Genomic DNA, 15868 nt, shown 5'->3' on the forward strand with positions numbered 1-15868 from the left:
ACTGCAAGAGCGGCTGTAAACAATTTTTGTTTAATGTTTCTGACAAACGTAAATCCCGCTGCTTTTGTGGTTTTTAATAATCCTTTTTTACTGAGGAATGATTACTATGGAAAATATATCCGCTCAAACCAAGATTTCAGCACTGATCAAGGCCAATCCGAAAAGTGTAGATGCAATTGCGTCGTTAGCCAAACCGCTGGAAAAACTGAAGAATCCCATCCTGCGGAAGATTATGGCCTCGCGGGTCACAATCGCCGAAGCTGCAAAAATGGGCGGCACCACGATAGACGAGTTTAAGCGCGTCCTGCTTCCACTTGGCTTCAGGTTTGATGATACTTTTGCACCGGCAGATGATTCCGCGCATGAACCTCAGCCGGATTGGTTAAAAAATGCATCGGAGAAAGATATTGATTTCTACGATGTGCGGCCGATCATCGATAACGGTGCAGATCCATTAAAGGAAATCCTGGGGCGTTTCAAAACGGTTGAACCCGGCAAAATCCTCTGCATCATCAATAATTTTGTGCCCACACCGCTGATCCATCTTTTAAAACAGGAAAAAGCCGACGCGTCTTTTGTTGAAACCATTAATGAAAAAGAATTCCGCACCTATTTCCTCAAAAAAGAAAAAGAAAGTGCGCCGTCTTCCGTAACTGCAGACGAAAAACTGCATATGGATTCTACAGAGGCTTTTCAAGAGATCTGCGACAAATTTCCAAAGGATAAAACTAAAGTGATCGATGTCCGTGCGCTGGAAATGCCGGGACCAATGCACACTATTCTGGCTGAACTCGAAGAACTTCCCGACGGGCACGCTCTTTTCATTTACCATAAAAGAGTTCCGGTTTTTCTTTTAGAGGAACTCACCGACAAAAATTACGAAGTTCACATCAACAGCAAAGACGAAAACGAGGTGAAAATGCTCATCTATAAAAAATAAATGGCACAGATCAATATTGGTAAAGCCCCCGGAAACCGCGCTGTACTTCCTTTTTACGCTACAGGAGCGGTGATGTTTTTTGTGCTCTGCGCACTTTTGTTCATTTATCCCGACACTTTTATGCGGCATTATTTTACGCCTCATCTGCTGGCTATTGTACATATTGCGGCACTTGGCTGGGGTACGATGATTATTTTCGGTGCGGCACACCAACTTTTGCCGGTCATCTGCGAACAGGACCTTTACAGTGAGAAAATGGCGGCTTTCACCTGGTATACGCTCACACTCGGCATGATCCTGCTGGTGACCAATTTCTGGAAACTCACCGTCGGCTGGCTGATGATTTCCGGCGGCGCTCTTGTCGTGATCTCCGCAGTTCTGTATTTATTTAATGTGCTGAAGACTACGCGTGTCTGTGCAAACTATTCGGTACAGAAACTTTTTATCATTTCTTCCGCGCTGTGGCTTTTGTTTACAGTAACCGTGGGTTTGCTGCTCGCCATTAACCTAAAGTTTTCGTTCTTCAAACAGAGTCATCTGGAAATTCTGAAGCTTCACGCACACGCAGGACTTGCAGGTTGGTTTCTGCAGCTTATTACCGGTGTAAGTTCGAAACTTGTTCCCATGTTCCTGCTTGGCAAATCGAAGAAGGATTTTCTGCTGAAGTGGGCATTTATAATCCAGAATACCGGGCTTGTTCTTTTCCTTGCAGATGGTTATTTTATTGGCGTCAGTGCGCGGGCTTTGATCTACGCGGCCATTGTTTTAACCGGCGTTATTTTCTGGCTGCTTTATCTCTTCGACACCTTTAAGAACCGTCTTCGCAAAAAAGTGGAGATTCTGATGAAACATGCTTTTCTGTCGTTTGCCGCGCTTGTACTTTCAATTTTATTGCTGCCTGCGGTTTACTTTTCTACAGGTTACCGCTGGACAATGCTTTACGGGAGTCTTCTGTTCATGGGTTGGATCACAAGTCTGATTTTGGGCAAAACCTTTAAAACACTTCCGTTCATCATCTGGAATGACAATTATAAAAATCTTTCGGGAAAAGTAAAAGTGCCGTTGCCCAAACATCTTTATAATGAAAAACTTACCGTTTGGCAGTTTAGGCTGTTCATTGCGGCGTTTCTTGTATTTGCGCTGGGCATCATCATTCAGCAGCTTGTAATCATCCGGTTGGGTGCACTTTTATGGTGTGTGGTGGCGACACTCTACAACATCAATGTCTTTAAATTAATCTTCCATAAAAATAGAACGTCATGATACTTGATCCTACCGACGAAAATTACGATAAAATAAACCGTGCAGAAACAGCGCTGTATGAAGTTATAGATCCTGAACTGATGGTTAACATTGTGGATTTGGGTTTGGTTTACGATGTGGAGATTCCCGCCGCAAACCGGATCAAAGTCACCATGACCCTCACCACACCACACTGTCCGATGGGCGAAGCCATTCAGACCGGCGTAACCAACGCACTCGAAAAAGAGTTCCCGGGATATGAAGTGGAAATCAATCTGACCTTTGAGCCCGCCTGGAACTACGATATGGTTTCCGCGGAAGGTATGCTGCAACTCAACGGCGGCTGATCATTTTACAAAAAAAACCGTCACCTTATTCAGATGACGGAGTAATATTGTATAAGTTCAGTTAAAAACTCACTTCGTTTACCTCTTTGCCGCGCTGGAAATTCATTGTTTTCTGATTTCCCTTGTACGCAATATTCACCAGATTAAACTGTTTCGGAAAGGTACTGAGCATGATTGTATTTTTAATTTTAATGGTGCTCACGTTTGTAACGCCACCTGCCTCAAAATACACCCAAACTGATTCGCCGTTTACCTGACTTCCCGTGAAGGTGAGTGTCTTAGGACTTCCGTTTACATACAGATCAAAATTGTTGTTCACATATTTTTTAACTTCTGCTTCAAAACTTGCGGTATTTGGGTTTATCTTAATGGCGTCTGAAATATGTGCGGTATTCATTTTGGTGGTAAACTTCAGTATTTTACTGCCCTCTACATAATCAACTTTCGTCATTGATGAATAAAATTCTGCCGAAGCAAAACTCATCAGAATCATCAAAACGAAAAATCCCGAACACTGTAAAAACTTTTTCATTACTTTAAATTGTGTCATGTTAATCTCAAATATGGTGCCAATCAGAAGTTTACGTTTACCGTGTATTTATCGTAAAAAGCTTTAATATGGGCCACTGCATCTTCGGCGGTATCCACTACGCGGTAGAGGTTAAGATCCGCCTCGGCGATCATGCCGTTCTCGAGTAGAGTAGCCTTGAACCAATCCAGCAAGCCACCCCAGAATTTTGAACCCACCAGTACGATCGGGAATTTGCCGATCTTATTGGTTTGTATGAGCGTGATCGCTTCCATAAGTTCATCTAAAGTTCCGAAACCGCCCGGCATCACCACAAAACCCTGCGAGTATTTTACAAACATTACCTTGCGCACGAAAAAATAATCGAAATCCATATTAAAACCTTTGTCAATATACGGATTAAAATGCTGCTCAAACGGCAGTTCTATATTCAGGCCGATTGATTTTCCGCCGCCCTCGCGGGCACCTTTATTTCCTGCCTCCATAATTCCGGGGCCGCCTCCGGTAATTACTCCAAAGCCGATATCGGTAATCTGTTTGGCAATATCCACCGCGAGTTGGTAATACGGATCTTCGGGTTTTAATCTCGCAGAACCGAAAATCGAAACGCAGGGACCGATCTTTGCCAGCTTTTCGTAACCGTCTACAAATTCGGCCATGATTTTAAAAACCATCCAGCTGTCTTTGGTAATGGTTTCGTCCCAGGTTTTTTCGCTGAAGGATCGCTGGATTTTCTGGTCTATTTCAAAGGAGGGTCCGGCCGCCGCTTTGGTTGTTCCTTTGCCTCTGTTTATTTTACTCATTTTATTTAAATATTTTTTCGGCTGCCAATACCGATTCCGGCTTTCCGACATCGATGAGGTTTGCCTGATGTTCATAGCCGTGGATTTCTTCGGTATGCATAAGGTCCAGATATTGTTCCATGATCGAAAACTTACCCTTTCTTTTTATTTTATTGAATATCATTGGGTTAATGCAGTGTATACCACTGAAAGCCAAAGGTTTAAATCCTTTGTTAAACTCGGCAAGTCTCTGCTCACCGCTTTCCACATTCAGCCAGCCACGCAAGATCATGTCACTGTTAAACAAGAGTTTGCGGGAGCTTTTACGGTCAGAAACGGCTAAGGTCGCAAAGTCATTTTTCGTTTGATGATATTCGATGAAACCATTCAGGTCAAGATCTGTTAGAATGTCCGCATTCAGGATCAGAAAATCCTCGCCATGATCCAGGAACTGTCTTGCAAAAACCAGTCCGCCGCCGGTTTCCAGAAGCGCGTCTTTTTCGTCGGAGATTTCGATTTTACTGCCGAAATTATTGTTTTCCTTTAGAAAAGATACGATCTGCCCGCCGAAATGATGCACATTAATCACAAAATCATTGATGCCATAGCGCTGCAGATATTTTATATTCCTTTCGAGCAGCGGCACACCATTTACCACCGCCAGCGCTTTTGGGTGGTGATCAGTAAAGGGTTTCAGTCGGGTGCCTTTACCGGCAGCGAATATAAGTGCTTTCATAAAATGTTTTTACCGTCCGGAGAAACTGAGCGCGTACTGCATCTGAGTTTCAATTTCAATCATGGAATATCAGTTATCATTAAGTTGCGGCTGCTCATCATGGTGAAGGCTGACCTCGGTCTGGGGATATTTCTTTTTGATGAACTCAGCAGTTTTTTCAGCGCAGTATACTGAGCGGTGCTGGCCACCTGTACAGCCGAAGTTGATCTGCAGATGTTCAAAACCACGACCAAGATAATTTTCGATGTTAATGGAAACGAGATCTTTAACTAAACCGAAAAACTTCGGCATATCGGTCTGGGTTTCTAAAAATTCCTGTACGTCGGCATCGCGGCCGGTCTGCTGTTTGTATTCTTCGAGTCTTCCGGGGTTTAAAATACCGCGGCAGTCAAAAGCAAAGCCACCACCGTTGCCTGTTTCGTCTTTCGGAATGCCGCCCTTTTTGTAGGAAAAACTGTGTATGTCTATTTTTAATGTCATTTTATTTTATTTAACCGGAATTTAGGTGAGCAGCTTTCAATTAACCGTTTAGTATTTCCTTTATTTTAATTCCGGTTTGTTCTGTATTTAGTTCAGATATTATTTTTTGCAACTCGGGAAATTCCCTCATTTCATCCCATGAGTTGGAGAAGTTATAGAGATTTGTAATTCCCTGATTCAGGCTTTTGCGAAAATGTGCTTTTTTCTGTACAAGACCGCGAAAGCCGTACGCTCCCAAAACCTGCATGTAGCGGATAAGTTGCAGCGGTTTCAGAGAATTCTGGAGATCAGTTACGGTTACGTCATCTTTCCAGAATGAAAAATAATAACTAAGCATTTCGTTGCGGAAATCCCCGGGGAAATTGGCTTTTGCCTGAAAGAGGAAGGAGACTACGTCGTACATCAGCGGGCCGCGCATCGCTGCCTGATAATCAATAAAGTAAACTTCGTCACTGTCGTTCACCATAATGTTTCTCGCCTGAAAGTCCCGCAGTATCAAACTCTGAGGCTTCAGGTTTTCAAGCCGTGACACAATCTTTTTGAATTCCTGCAGCAAGGTGGATTTGTGATAGGGAATTTCAAGTACATCGGCGATAAAACTTTTAAAATAAAAAAGATCATTCGTGATCGGAAGTTCATCATAGCTTTCGTACTCGAAAGTATAAGAATAATCTACATTTGTTAAAGTGCGGGACTGCAGCAGATAGAGTTTTTCCAGCACAGATTTTACCAGGGCGCGGGTGCGTTCAGTTAAACCTTCGCGGTCAATTATTTCTGAAAGGGTTTGGTCACCCAGATGCTGCTGAATATAGAATTTCCGGTCAGGTGCGATTGCAAGGATTTGCGGTGTATTTAACTGAAGCCGTGAAAAGAGTTCCGAAAAGTAAAAGAAACTTTCATTTTCCGCCAGATTTTCATTTGCCGTGATCACGTATTTTATGCCTGCACTTTGAGCCACAAAATTCTGCCTGGAGGAACCGCTTTGGGCTAATGCAAAGAATTGCTGTGCTGTGCTGCCGGTAAATTCTTCGAGAAAAAGTTGTGCGTCGTCCTGCGTCATAGGTCTACAAATATACTGAAAATAGAATTTTGGAAAGCGCTATATTTGTTCCGATGTTTACCGATTTCAAACCTGTATTTAAGATCCTGCTGCGTTTCGTCCTCATTTATGTGGTGCTGGTCCTGGCGTATCAGTTTTACCTGAATGAATTTGCGAATTCGGGGCTCGATCCGGTCTCGACCTGGGTGATGAGACAAAGCGTCTATTTACAGAATGTTTTTGGATATCCCTCGGAAATGGTGCCCGGCAAACCCGAACAGGAAACGACCTGGTTTTTTGTGAGTGGCAAATATGTATCGCGCATGGTGGAAGGTTGCAATGTAATTTCTGTAGCCATACTTTTCCTTTCTTTTATTTTCGCTTTTTACGAAGGTGCGAAAACATTCCTTTTCGCAGCGGTAGGTTTGCTGGCACTGCATGTGATGAATGTGCTGCGAATTGTAGGTTTGAATGTTCTTTTGGTGGAAACGCCTCAATATTCCAAAATCGGTCACGACTATCTTTTTCCCGCCATCATTTACGGAAGCGTTGTCGCTCTCTGGCTGATCTGGATTCAGTATTTTGCACTTAAAAAAGTGGAGAAGTGAAAGTGCTGAATTGGGTTATCGTAGCCTTGGGAATTTTCGGACTGATCTCCGTCCGGATGCTGGAAAGTAAAATTTTCTATGATCCTTTTCTGGAGTTTTTTCATATCGCTGATAAGAACGCACATTTTCCGGACTTCTACTGGCTGCCTTTGATTGGGAATTATACTTTCCGTTTCGCGCTTAATCTTTTATTTTCTGCAGTCATTGTTCATTTTATTTTCAAAAATAAAAGGTGGACGGTTCAGGCTGTAGTTTTACTGGCGATCGTCTTTGCGATCACATTTCCGGTTTATCTGTACTGTATTCATACAAAATTCGAGATCGGATATTTATTCTCCTTTTATATGCGGCGCTTTGTGATTCAACCGTTAACGCTGCTTCTGATCATTCCTCTTTTTTATTACCGAAAAAAGCAACTGCCGCGGGTTTAAGTGTTCACATCGTGCTTGTTGTGCTGCGAAATTGTTTTCTCATTCCACTCTATTTTTTTTACAAAAGGCCTTTCGCGTACCGGGCATTCCCAAAGTTCACAGATCTCGCAGGAGGTCGGTTTACAGTCATCCATATGAAAATTAAATTCGATGGTCCTGTCCGTATCTTCAGCAATAAGTTGGTAGACTTTTTCCATTTCCTCGTGGGCGGTGCGCAGTTCGTAATACCAGGGAAGCGTAATATGCGCATCGATATGAAGTCCGCTGCCGTGTCGCTGTATCCGCATGTTGTGAATGTCCATCCATTCCGGTTGTCGGTTTTCATTAAGAAATTTCGCGAGGCTGGAGAGCATGTCAACATCAGCCTCATCCATAATACCACTTAGGGCCTTGCGGATGATCTTATAACCGACGAACATAATATATGAACCGAAAAGCATCGCTACCACAGCATCGATCCAGTAGAGTTTTGTAAAGTAAACGAGCACCAGACTTACGACAACGCCGATGGTGGTAAAAGTGTCGCTCTGCAAATGTCTGCCTGAACTTTGAAGGACAAGTGAGTTTTCTTTAATTCCTTTTTTATAGGAAATATGACCGAGTAGATAATTGATACCACCGGTCACGGCAATGATAAGTATGCCCCAGTCCAGCTTCTGCGGAATGTTTCCCTGTAAAAGTGAATTAAATGACTGTACAATGATCACTATTCCGGCAAAAATGATGAGCGCGCCCTCGATGCCCGAGGTTACAAACTCCACTTTGCCGTGGCCGTACGGATGTTCGCGGTCTTTCGGTTTCGCCGCCAGGAAAAGCGAATATAAACCCATGAAAGCCGCAATGATGTTTACAATACTTTCCATAGCGTCGGAAAGCACGGCATCTGAACCTGTAAAATGCCAGGCGATTAATTTCGCCACAAAAAGCGCAATGCCGATAACGGCCACGCTACGCTGGAAGGCAAAACTATTGTTTGTGGAATGATCTTTTACGGGCATCTGAAGTTTTATTTATTGATCTAAAATTGTTTGAATTGTCTATCATCAAAAATGCTCACATTTCTGTGAGCATTCATTTAAACCAGTTTGTTTGCAAGGAGATACTCCGCAATCTGCACCGCGTTGGTCGCGGCACCTTTCCTGAGGTTATCTGCCACGATCCACATGTTCAGTGTATTGGGCTGTGAACGGTCCCTACGGATCCTGCCGACAAATACTTCATCTTTTCCCTCTGCGTAGAGCGGCATTGGGTAAATTCGGTTTTTCACATCATCTAATACGGTCACACCGGGTGTTTGCGAAAGTACTTCGCGAATTTCATCCAGGTCGAAATCATTTTCAAATTCCACATTTACACTTTCAGAATGGCCGCCCTGGACCGGCACGCGCACTGCAGTGGCCGAGATCTGAAAGGAATGGTCACCGAGGATCTTTTTCGGCTCGGTCATTAATTTTATTTCTTCTTTGGTATAATCGTCATCAGAAAAATCATCACACTGAGGTAAGGCATTTTTAAATATATCGTATGGATACACTTTTTCCTTTTTATCTTTTCCTTCGAAAGAGTTTCGGTTCTGTACCGAATCTTCAATCTCAGTGTCAAGCTGATCCACCGCATTCTTGCCTGTGCCGGTAACCGACTGGTAGGTCGATACGATCACGCGCTTTAAATTATACTTTTTATGAAGCGGATGCAGAACCATGACAAGCTGAATGGTGGAACAGTTTGGATTTGCGATAATCTTATCTTCTGGGCTTAATGTGGTTGCATTGATTTCCGGAACCACAAGTTTTTTATCGGTTTCCATGCGCCAGGCAGAAGAATTATCGATCACGGTGGTACCGACAGCGGCAAACTGTGGTGCAAATTCCAGCGAAGTTTTTCCGCCGGCCGAGAACAGTGCGATATCCGGTTTTGCCGCGATCGCACTTTTCATGGAAACGACCTTATAAGGAGTTCCTTTAAAAAGCACCGTTTTTCCCACCGATTTTTCCGAAGCCACAGGAAGTAATTCCGTAAGCGGGAAATTCCGTTCTTCCAAAACCTTCAGCATAATTTGACCTACCATGCCGGTAGCGCCAACCACAGCTACTTTCATTCTTAATTATCTTTAAAAAAAAATTATTATTGATCTACGCACCGAAAAGTCTGTGCCACTGGAATGCCCACAACATCAAGGCTAATGCTATAACCGCGATGATTACCCAACTCATTCTGATCTTATCGCTTGTTTTGAACTTTTTATTTAAAACCGTCAGCAAAACTGCAGCGATGATCATAGACACGGGATGTTCCACATAAGTATTACGGGAAACAGAATCCTTCATCAGTGTACCTGCAGCCAATGCCGCCTTGAAACCCGGAGAAAAGAAAAACAACATAACCAAACCAATAAGTGCCTGAGTATGAAAGAAAATCATGGTGAACAAAGTTGATTTTCTTAATAGTTTCGAGATCCTGCCCGAATAGCCGAACATTGTAATCAAAAGCGCTACAGTGAAAACTGCCGATGAAAGCAAAATTAAGTAGGCGAACCCACGGTGTGCCTGAAGCATGATGTTGAAATCCATAATTTAATTTTTGTTTAAAGGCAAAGATAAATAAATACTGTGTATAAGCCAGCGTATAAACTGTACTTCGCCGCCTGATGCCATTAAAAAAAACTGCCTTACAAAATGAATTGTAAGGCAGCTGTATAAATGCACGTGACCGTTAGAAAGAATATTTAAATCCTAACATTGCGCTCCATGTCGTAAATCTGTTACTTGCCGGTCTGTAAGGTGCAGTTACAAGATCTGCACCGGAACGAAGCATTGTAAAGGCTGGGTCCGGAGAAAGGTTTCCGGATCTTCCCAGCACTGCTGCTCCGTAAGAACTTACAGTGTTGTCCTGGATTCCCCATTCAGAGTTCAGCAGGTTACCAAAGTTTAAGATATCTAAACTGATGGCAACTTTATCTCCTTTCTGAACCATATCTGTAAATATGTTCTGTGAAATTCTTACATCTACACGGTTTAACCATGGTAAAAGGAACTCGTTACGTGGCAGGATCTGACCTCTGTATTTTTCCAGACCGTTGTCTGCAATGAACTTGTTAAATGCCGCATCCTGTTGAGCTGCTGTAAACAGAACTGTATTTCCGCTTTTGATGTCGGCGAATTTAGTCACCTCACCAGCTTTAGGGATATACATCAGGTCATTGGCAATACCATCACCATTCACGTCATTGGAATAGTAGTAGGAGAATCTTCCCTGATTTGCTCCTGTATAATACACACCGATCGTCGTGTTCTTAATGTTATAGCTCACATTTGCTACAATTCTGTGTGGGATAGAGAAAGCAGAGATGCTCAGGTCCTGCTGGTTTGGCGAATCCACCGTTGGCGAGGCCTGCCATGCTGAACTTGCACTTGATCCTGCATTGGCAGAAATCTCTTTAGCTTCTGAGAACGTGTAATATACTGATCCCGACAATCCTTTCCAGTTTCTCATGTTTGCTCCAAATGTTGCAGAAAATGCAGTTCCTTTGGTATCGGAGTTGGTTAAAACCGTAGCACTGTTGGCGCCGATCTTGTCGTTGTACTGGTAAGATGCGGTGTTAGGATAATACACGCGGTCCTGATTGGTCATTCTTGCTGTAGACTCCTTTCTGTTGGCTCCGTACTGGAATACAGAATTTACATCTTTAGTATATAGAATGTCAGTGGTAAGTGTGAATACAGAGTTTGGAATCTTGTAATCTGCTCCGAAACTTGATCTCCATACAGATGGCATTTTGAAATCTCTGTCCACCAAAGCAAAAGAGGCAGGTGCGCCTTCCTTAGGACTGTTGATAAATACATTGCCAGCTCCTGCCGGTGGATTTGCTACATAGTAGTAAATATCTTCCGGGTGGAATCTCACGTTACCGATCCAGCCGGCAACTTCAGCATAAGAACCCGGTTCTACAGTGTTCTGTAAAACACCTGCGTTGGTTGGCATGTTTGTTAACCATACAAAAGGAACACGTCCGGAGAAGATACCAGTACCTCCACGTAATGTTAAACTTTTATCTCCCAAAACGTCGTAGTTAAATCCTAAACGTGGTGAAAGTGTAACTTTGGATTTCGGCCATTCACCGGATGCGTAATTTCTTGGATTACCATTTTTATCTAAAAGGTTTAATGCATCAATTGAAGGATTGGCAGTAAGATCATTTAAATAATTAGGCAGTTCAGCTCTTAATCCTACTGTAAAGTTGAATTTCTCGCTTAGTGTAATTCTGTCCTGCAGATATGCAGAAGCCAAACCAAAGTTCACACGTGAATACGTATCCTGGTTTGCATACGGATAAGTTAAACCAAACATGATCGGTGCTACCTCAGCCGCTGTACCTGTCTTAAGGAAATCTTCAACTGAAGCATATCGGTAATAACCTGTTCCCATTCTGGTATAAGAGTTACCGAATTTCTGAACTTCATAGGCAATACCTGCTGTAAAGTTGTTCTTTCCTACTGTATAAGTTAAGTTATTTGTAAAAGAGAAGTTATCATTCACCACATCATTCAGGTAAGAAAATAGTTCTGTACCGAAACTGATGTAGTTTCCGCCATTGGCAGAACCATCCCAGATATCAACAAAAGGGAAAAGTTTTTCCGATGGAGAAGTTCTTTTATCCTGAATCTTGGAGTAAGTAAATAACAGTTTATTTGAAAGGCTGGAGTTGAAAGTTGAGTTTAACTCGGCAGTAATTGAACTTACTGTATTCTCAAAACCATAATTTCCGCTTTCGAAAGTCATTGCCTTATCACTCACACGTCCCCATGAAGATCTTGGAGCCGGACCGGATGAAGCATTGGCAACCTGCTGAGAGGTACCTTTCAACATGTTATAACGAACTGCGAACTTATGTTTATCGCTGATGTTCCAGTCTAAACGGAGCAGGAATTTGTCGCCCTGCTGTTCTGCTTCATTCGCATATCCCTGGTAACGTCCCGGGTTGTATCCCCATCTGTTGATCAGGTGATTCTGTACTGCGATCAGATCAGATTCCTTTACTCTGGAAATGTTATTTGCAGGATCTGCAATTCCGTCCTGTGAAGCGGTCCAAAGATTTGCGCCGGAAGCATTTGCTCCAGTTGCAGTTTCCCGCTCACCACTTAAGAAGAAGAATAATTTATTTTGTAGAATAGGTCCGCCTACTGTAAAGCCGTTGGTGAGTTTAGCTCCGGAAACTCTTTCAATGTCTTCACCGTTGATCTTCCAGCCATTGAGTTCTTTACCGTTGTAGTAACCGTAAAGTGAGCCGTGGAATCTGTTTGTACCTGATTTTGTAATCGCATTGATACCCGCTCCTGTAAATCCGGACTGCGTTACATCAAACGGCGCAATGTTTACAGAGATCTCCTGGATGGCATCTAAAGAAATAGGCTGTGAGTTGCCACCCGGCAGTGGGCTGCTGCTCAAACCAAAACCATTGTTAAAGTTGGCACCATCGATCTGAAGGTTGTTGTAACGCGCGTCACGGCCTGCAAAAGAGTTTCCGTTAGCCTGCGGAGTCAGTCTCGTGAAATCGGTGATACTTCTAGAAGACTGTGGAAGTTCCTGAATAAGTTTTTGATCAATGTTCGTAGCCGCACCGGTCTTGTTTACATTTCTGCTTTTATTTCCCGTTACCACTACCTCAGCAATGTTTGCGGTTTTCTCGCCAAAAACAGGATTGATCACAAACGGCTGACCCAGTTCCAGGTATACATCTTCGTATACGATTGGATTTTCGCTGCCGTACATGATCTCTACACGGTAGGGACCACCCACACGCATGTTGGGTAAGTTAAAAGCTCCGGCAGCATTTGCTGACGCGGTGTACACCGTACCCGAAGGCAAATGTGTCGCTTTAATTGTGGCGCCGGAAGTTTTCTGGCCGTCATTGGTTTTCACAATACCCGACAGATTACTTGTGGTAACCTGCGCATGTACAGTGCCGTAACCTGCAAAAGCCAAAGCCGCAATCAGAACGGTCTTCTTTAATGGATTAAAAGTCATATCAATATTGGTTTAGATATTTTGTTTTTACTTTTTTACAAAACTATTTAAATTTTGTGAAAGTTTTATTAATAAATTGTTAAAATTTAAAATTTTGTTAATTTTTACATTAAAGATTTGATTACAAACCGTTTACAGAACTGCTTGCAGGCTCAGAAAAAAATTGAACTTTATTCAATTAATAATAATTGACGGTTATAATAATTATTCAATAAATTACTTTACCGCTTTCAGGCTGAGATCAATGTTAGCCGCAGAGTGCGTGAGCGCTCCTGCCGAAATAAAGTTCACACCTGTGGCCGCTACATCCTTCAGCATGCTGCGCGTGATCCCGCCGGAAGCTTCAGTTTCGCATTTCCCGCCGATGAGCTGCACTGCTTTTTTCATCAACCTTATGTCCATATTATCGAGCATGATCCGGTCCGCACCCACTTTTACAGCCTCCTGCACCTCATCCAGATTTCGGGTTTCAACTTCTACCTTCAGATTTTTCTTATTTTTTTTGAGATATTCTTTCGCCATTTTCACTGCATTTGTAATGCTGCCGTTATAATCTATATGATTGTCTTTCAGCATGATCATGTCATACAGGCCATACCGGTGATTGGTTCCACCACCGATGGCCACGGCCCATTTCTCGCACATCCGGAAGTTGGGTGTCGTCTTGCGTGTATCCAGCAGTTCGGTTTTCGTACCCAGCAGGCGGGAATTCCAGTCATGGGTCATGGTTGCAATACCACTCATCCGCTGCATACAGTTGAGCACAAACCGTTCGGTTGACAGAATGGAGCGCGCACTTCCCGTGACGTAAAACGCAATATCGCCCACTCTTGCCGAGTCGCCGTCTTTAAGTAAAACTTCGACCTTCAGATTTCTGTCGTACTGTTTAAAGATCATTTCAGCAAGCTCTACGCCCGCCAGTATGCAGTTTTCCTTTACAATAAGTTGCGCTTTCTGCTGCAGATCTTTTGGGATGGTGGCCAGAGTGGAATGGTCGCCATCCTGCAGGTCTTCATCGAGCGCGTTTTTAATAAATGTTTTGATGGCGTCTTTGGTTACGTATTTCGGTTTTTTCATGTCTGATATTAAATTAAATCTTTATTATAAAAGGCTCCTTTATTTTCTTTCATCGCTAATGACTGTTTGATGATAAGGTAAGAAATGTTCACCAAATTCCGCAATTCTGAAAGTTGTGGCGACAGGATTGAGTAGTTATAGAGTTCGGTCACGGCCTCAAATATCTCATGCTGTTTCTTCTTTGCCAGCGCCAAACGGTCGTTGCTGCGGACGATACTTACCAGATCGCTCATCATTTCCTGCAACTGCCGCCGGAAGTACGAAACCATAACCATTTCATCCATGATCTTCATGCCCTCTTCGTTCCAGTCTGGAACAGCCTTTAAATCATCAAAATTAAAGTCATTGATTTCCAGGAGTTCTACCGTTTTAAGTGCCGCGTTGTGGCCGAAAACCAAACCTTCCAGCAAAGAATTGGAGGCGAGCCGATTCGCACCATGTAAACCTGAATTGGTGCATTCGCCCACGGCAAACAGATTTTTAATGGAACTCTGACCGTCGCGGTCCACATCTATCCCGCCCATAAGATAATGGCAGGCGGGAACCACGGGAATTAACTGCCGGAAGGGATCGATTCCTTCCTGCACGCATTTCTGGTAAATGTTTGGGAAATGTTCCATGAATTTTTCGTGGTCCATTTCGCGGCAGTCCAAACCTACATAGTCATCGCCGGTAATCTTCAGCTCACTATCGATCGCGCGTGCCACAATATCGCGGGAGGCAAGTTCTTCGCGGTCATCGTATTTGTGCATAAACTTTTCGCCATCCTTGGTGCGGAGTTTTGCGCCGTCGCCACGCACTGCTTCAGAAATTAAGAATAGCATACCGTCGAGTTTGGAATACAGCGCGGTAGGATGAAACTGATAATACTGCATGTCGGAAATTTTGCCCCGTGCTCTGTGTACAAAAGCAATCCCATCACCGGTTGCAATGATCGGATTGGTGGTGTTTTTATACACATGTCCCGCCCCGCCGGTGGCTACCAAAGTGATCTTGGCGGTAATTTTTTTGATCTTCTTTCTTTTTTCATCCAGAATATAGGCGCCGTAGCAATCGATCTTATCCTTGTCGAAAATTTTTCCGGGAACGTGGTGCTGCGTGATGAGATCAATGACATAGTGATGTGCCATGATCTCGATATTGGGCGATTTGTTTGCCGTGACCAAAAGCGCGCGCTCGATCTCGGCACCCGTAATATCTTTGTGATGCACAATGCGGTTTTCGGTGTGTCCGCCTTCGCGGCCGAGCAGGAGTGAACCGTTCTTTTCATCGAATCTGGTGCCCCAATCCACGAGTTCCTTAAATCTTTCGGGACCTTCTTCAATAACCATTTTTACCACATCCAGATTATTTTCGCCGTCGCCGGCCCGCATGGTATCATCAATATGTTTTTGGAAATTGTCTTTGCCGAAATCGGTGACTACTGCCAGGCCGCCCTGCGCATATTTGGTGTTGCTTTCATCTTCATCTGCCTTGGTCACGATGATGATCCTGGCATCCGGCATCCTTTCAGAAATTTTTATGGCATAAGAAAGACCGGAGATTCCTGATCCAATGACAAGTACGTCTGCTTTTATCATTAAAAATTTGGTGTTAGAGTTTATCCGGTTTGCAGCGGAATTTTTTAATCAGT

The 15868-nt window shown here is 43.4% G+C and carries 16 protein-coding genes; 5 read left to right on the plus strand and 11 right to left on the minus strand.

Annotated features, from left to right (window positions below; all coding sequences use genetic code 11):
- Nucleotides 1–106: 106 nt before the first annotated feature.
- The 3 genes from H562_RS0107900 to H562_RS0107910 are packed head-to-tail and all read left to right on the plus strand — an operon-like array spanning nt 107 to nt 2529.
- A complete protein-coding gene (locus H562_RS0107900; protein ID WP_027377014.1) occupies nt 107–940 on the plus strand; it encodes a DUF2249 domain-containing protein in 834 nt (277 codons plus the stop codon).
- Nucleotides 941–2203: a hypothetical protein gene (locus H562_RS0107905; protein ID WP_027377015.1), complete on the plus strand. Its 1263-nt coding sequence runs from the start codon at nt 941–943 to the stop codon at nt 2201–2203. It begins immediately after the preceding gene.
- Nucleotides 2200–2529, plus strand: a complete 330-nt coding sequence (locus tag H562_RS0107910) for a metal-sulfur cluster assembly factor (protein WP_027377016.1) — start codon at nt 2200–2202, stop codon at nt 2527–2529. Before H562_RS0107905 ends, H562_RS0107910 begins: the two co-directional genes overlap by 4 nt.
- A gap of 61 nt (nt 2530–2590) precedes the next feature.
- On the opposite strand, the gene H562_RS0107915 is transcribed toward H562_RS0107910, so the two are convergent.
- From H562_RS0107915 to H562_RS0107935, 5 genes are all read right to left on the minus strand, one after another.
- A complete protein-coding gene (locus H562_RS0107915; RefSeq protein ID WP_027377017.1) occupies nt 2591–3061 on the minus strand; it encodes a DUF6702 family protein in 471 nt (156 codons plus the stop codon).
- Nucleotides 3062–3102: 41 nt separating this feature from the next.
- On the minus strand, nt 3103–3861 hold the full coding sequence (locus H562_RS0107920; protein WP_084466349.1) for an LOG family protein: 759 nt from the start codon (nt 3859–3861) through the stop codon (nt 3103–3105).
- 1 nt (nt 3862) lies between these two features.
- On the minus strand, nt 3863–4576 hold the full coding sequence (locus H562_RS0107925) for a nucleotidyltransferase family protein (protein WP_027377019.1): 714 nt from the start codon (nt 4574–4576) through the stop codon (nt 3863–3865).
- Nucleotides 4577–4645: 69 nt separating this feature from the next.
- Nucleotides 4646–5056: a RapZ C-terminal domain-containing protein gene (locus H562_RS0107930; protein WP_027377020.1), complete on the minus strand. Its 411-nt coding sequence runs from the start codon at nt 5054–5056 to the stop codon at nt 4646–4648.
- A 40-nt stretch (nt 5057–5096) separates the two neighbouring features.
- On the minus strand, nt 5097–6116 hold the full coding sequence (locus H562_RS0107935; protein ID WP_027377021.1) for an aminoglycoside phosphotransferase family protein: 1020 nt from the start codon (nt 6114–6116) through the stop codon (nt 5097–5099).
- A gap of 29 nt (nt 6117–6145) precedes the next feature.
- Between H562_RS0107935 and xrtF the strand changes: the two genes are divergently transcribed.
- Together xrtF and H562_RS0107945 are read left to right on the plus strand one after the other, a co-directional pair.
- A complete protein-coding gene (gene xrtF, locus H562_RS0107940; RefSeq protein WP_316928510.1) occupies nt 6146–6703 on the plus strand; it encodes an exosortase family protein XrtF in 558 nt (185 codons plus the stop codon).
- Nucleotides 6700–7134 (plus strand): exosortase F system-associated membrane protein, encoded by a 435-nt coding sequence (locus tag H562_RS0107945; protein WP_027377023.1) that lies wholly within the window; start codon nt 6700–6702, stop codon nt 7132–7134. The genes xrtF and H562_RS0107945 overlap by 4 nt, the downstream gene beginning before the upstream one ends.
- On the opposite strand, the gene H562_RS0107950 is transcribed toward H562_RS0107945, so the two are convergent.
- The 6 genes from H562_RS0107950 to nadB form a co-directional block, all read right to left on the minus strand.
- Nucleotides 7131–8132, minus strand: a complete 1002-nt coding sequence (locus tag H562_RS0107950; RefSeq protein ID WP_027377024.1) for a cation diffusion facilitator family transporter — start codon at nt 8130–8132, stop codon at nt 7131–7133. The two genes, H562_RS0107945 and H562_RS0107950, sit on opposite strands and share 4 nt — an antisense overlap.
- 77 nt (nt 8133–8209) lie before the next feature.
- Complete coding sequence (locus H562_RS0107955) at nt 8210–9232, minus strand: aspartate-semialdehyde dehydrogenase (protein ID WP_027377025.1); 1023 nt, start codon at nt 9230–9232, stop codon at nt 8210–8212.
- 34 nt (nt 9233–9266) lie between these two features.
- On the minus strand, nt 9267–9704 hold the full coding sequence (locus tag H562_RS0107960; protein WP_027377026.1) for a hypothetical protein: 438 nt from the start codon (nt 9702–9704) through the stop codon (nt 9267–9269).
- Nucleotides 9705–9846: 142 nt separating this feature from the next.
- Nucleotides 9847–13158 carry a TonB-dependent receptor gene (locus H562_RS0107965; RefSeq protein ID WP_027377027.1) on the minus strand — a complete coding sequence of 1104 codons (3312 nt, stop codon included), beginning with the start codon at nt 13156–13158 and terminating at the stop codon, nt 9847–9849.
- Nucleotides 13159–13374: 216 nt separating this feature from the next.
- Entirely contained in the window at nt 13375–14235 is an 861-nt protein-coding gene (gene nadC, locus H562_RS0107970; RefSeq protein ID WP_027377028.1) for a carboxylating nicotinate-nucleotide diphosphorylase, read from the minus strand.
- Between the two features lie 8 nt (nt 14236–14243).
- Complete coding sequence (gene nadB / locus H562_RS0107975) at nt 14244–15815, minus strand: L-aspartate oxidase (protein ID WP_027377029.1); 1572 nt, start codon at nt 15813–15815, stop codon at nt 14244–14246.
- Nucleotides 15816–15868: the final 53 nt, after the last annotated feature.

Origin of the sequence: Kaistella palustris DSM 21579 (assembly GCF_000422265.1) — a bacterium.
Taxonomy (GTDB): domain Bacteria; phylum Bacteroidota; class Bacteroidia; order Flavobacteriales; family Weeksellaceae; genus Kaistella; species Kaistella palustris.

What these genes read in the sequence shown, in the direction of transcription:
- H562_RS0107915 (WP_027377017.1), bottom strand. Translation starts at nt 3,061, where the DNA reads ATGAAAAAGTTTTTACAGTGTTCGGGATTTTTCGTTTTGATGATTCTG.
- H562_RS0107925 (WP_027377019.1), bottom strand. Translation starts at nt 4,576, where the DNA reads ATGAAAGCACTTATATTCGCTGCCGGTAAAGGCACCCGACTGAAACCC.
- H562_RS0107960 (WP_027377026.1), bottom strand. Translation starts at nt 9,704, where the DNA reads ATGGATTTCAACATCATGCTTCAGGCACACCGTGGGTTCGCCTACTTA.
- H562_RS0107930 (WP_027377020.1), bottom strand. Translation starts at nt 5,056, where the DNA reads ATGACATTAAAAATAGACATACACAGTTTTTCCTACAAAAAGGGCGGC.
- H562_RS0107900 (WP_027377014.1), top strand. Translation starts at nt 107, where the DNA reads ATGGAAAATATATCCGCTCAAACCAAGATTTCAGCACTGATCAAGGCC.
- nadB (WP_027377029.1), bottom strand. Translation starts at nt 15,815, where the DNA reads ATGATAAAAGCAGACGTACTTGTCATTGGATCAGGAATCTCCGGTCTT.
- H562_RS0107965 (WP_027377027.1), bottom strand. Translation starts at nt 13,158, where the DNA reads ATGACTTTTAATCCATTAAAGAAGACCGTTCTGATTGCGGCTTTGGCT.
- H562_RS0107905 (WP_027377015.1), top strand. Translation starts at nt 941, where the DNA reads ATGGCACAGATCAATATTGGTAAAGCCCCCGGAAACCGCGCTGTACTT.
- H562_RS0107935 (WP_027377021.1), bottom strand. Translation starts at nt 6,116, where the DNA reads ATGACGCAGGACGACGCACAACTTTTTCTCGAAGAATTTACCGGCAGC.
- H562_RS0107955 (WP_027377025.1), bottom strand. Translation starts at nt 9,232, where the DNA reads ATGAAAGTAGCTGTGGTTGGCGCTACCGGCATGGTAGGTCAAATTATG.
- H562_RS0107950 (WP_027377024.1), bottom strand. Translation starts at nt 8,132, where the DNA reads ATGCCCGTAAAAGATCATTCCACAAACAATAGTTTTGCCTTCCAGCGT.
- H562_RS0107920 (WP_084466349.1), bottom strand. Translation starts at nt 3,861, where the DNA reads ATGAGTAAAATAAACAGAGGCAAAGGAACAACCAAAGCGGCGGCCGGA.
- nadC (WP_027377028.1), bottom strand. Translation starts at nt 14,235, where the DNA reads ATGAAAAAACCGAAATACGTAACCAAAGACGCCATCAAAACATTTATT.
- H562_RS0107910 (WP_027377016.1), top strand. Translation starts at nt 2,200, where the DNA reads ATGATACTTGATCCTACCGACGAAAATTACGATAAAATAAACCGTGCA.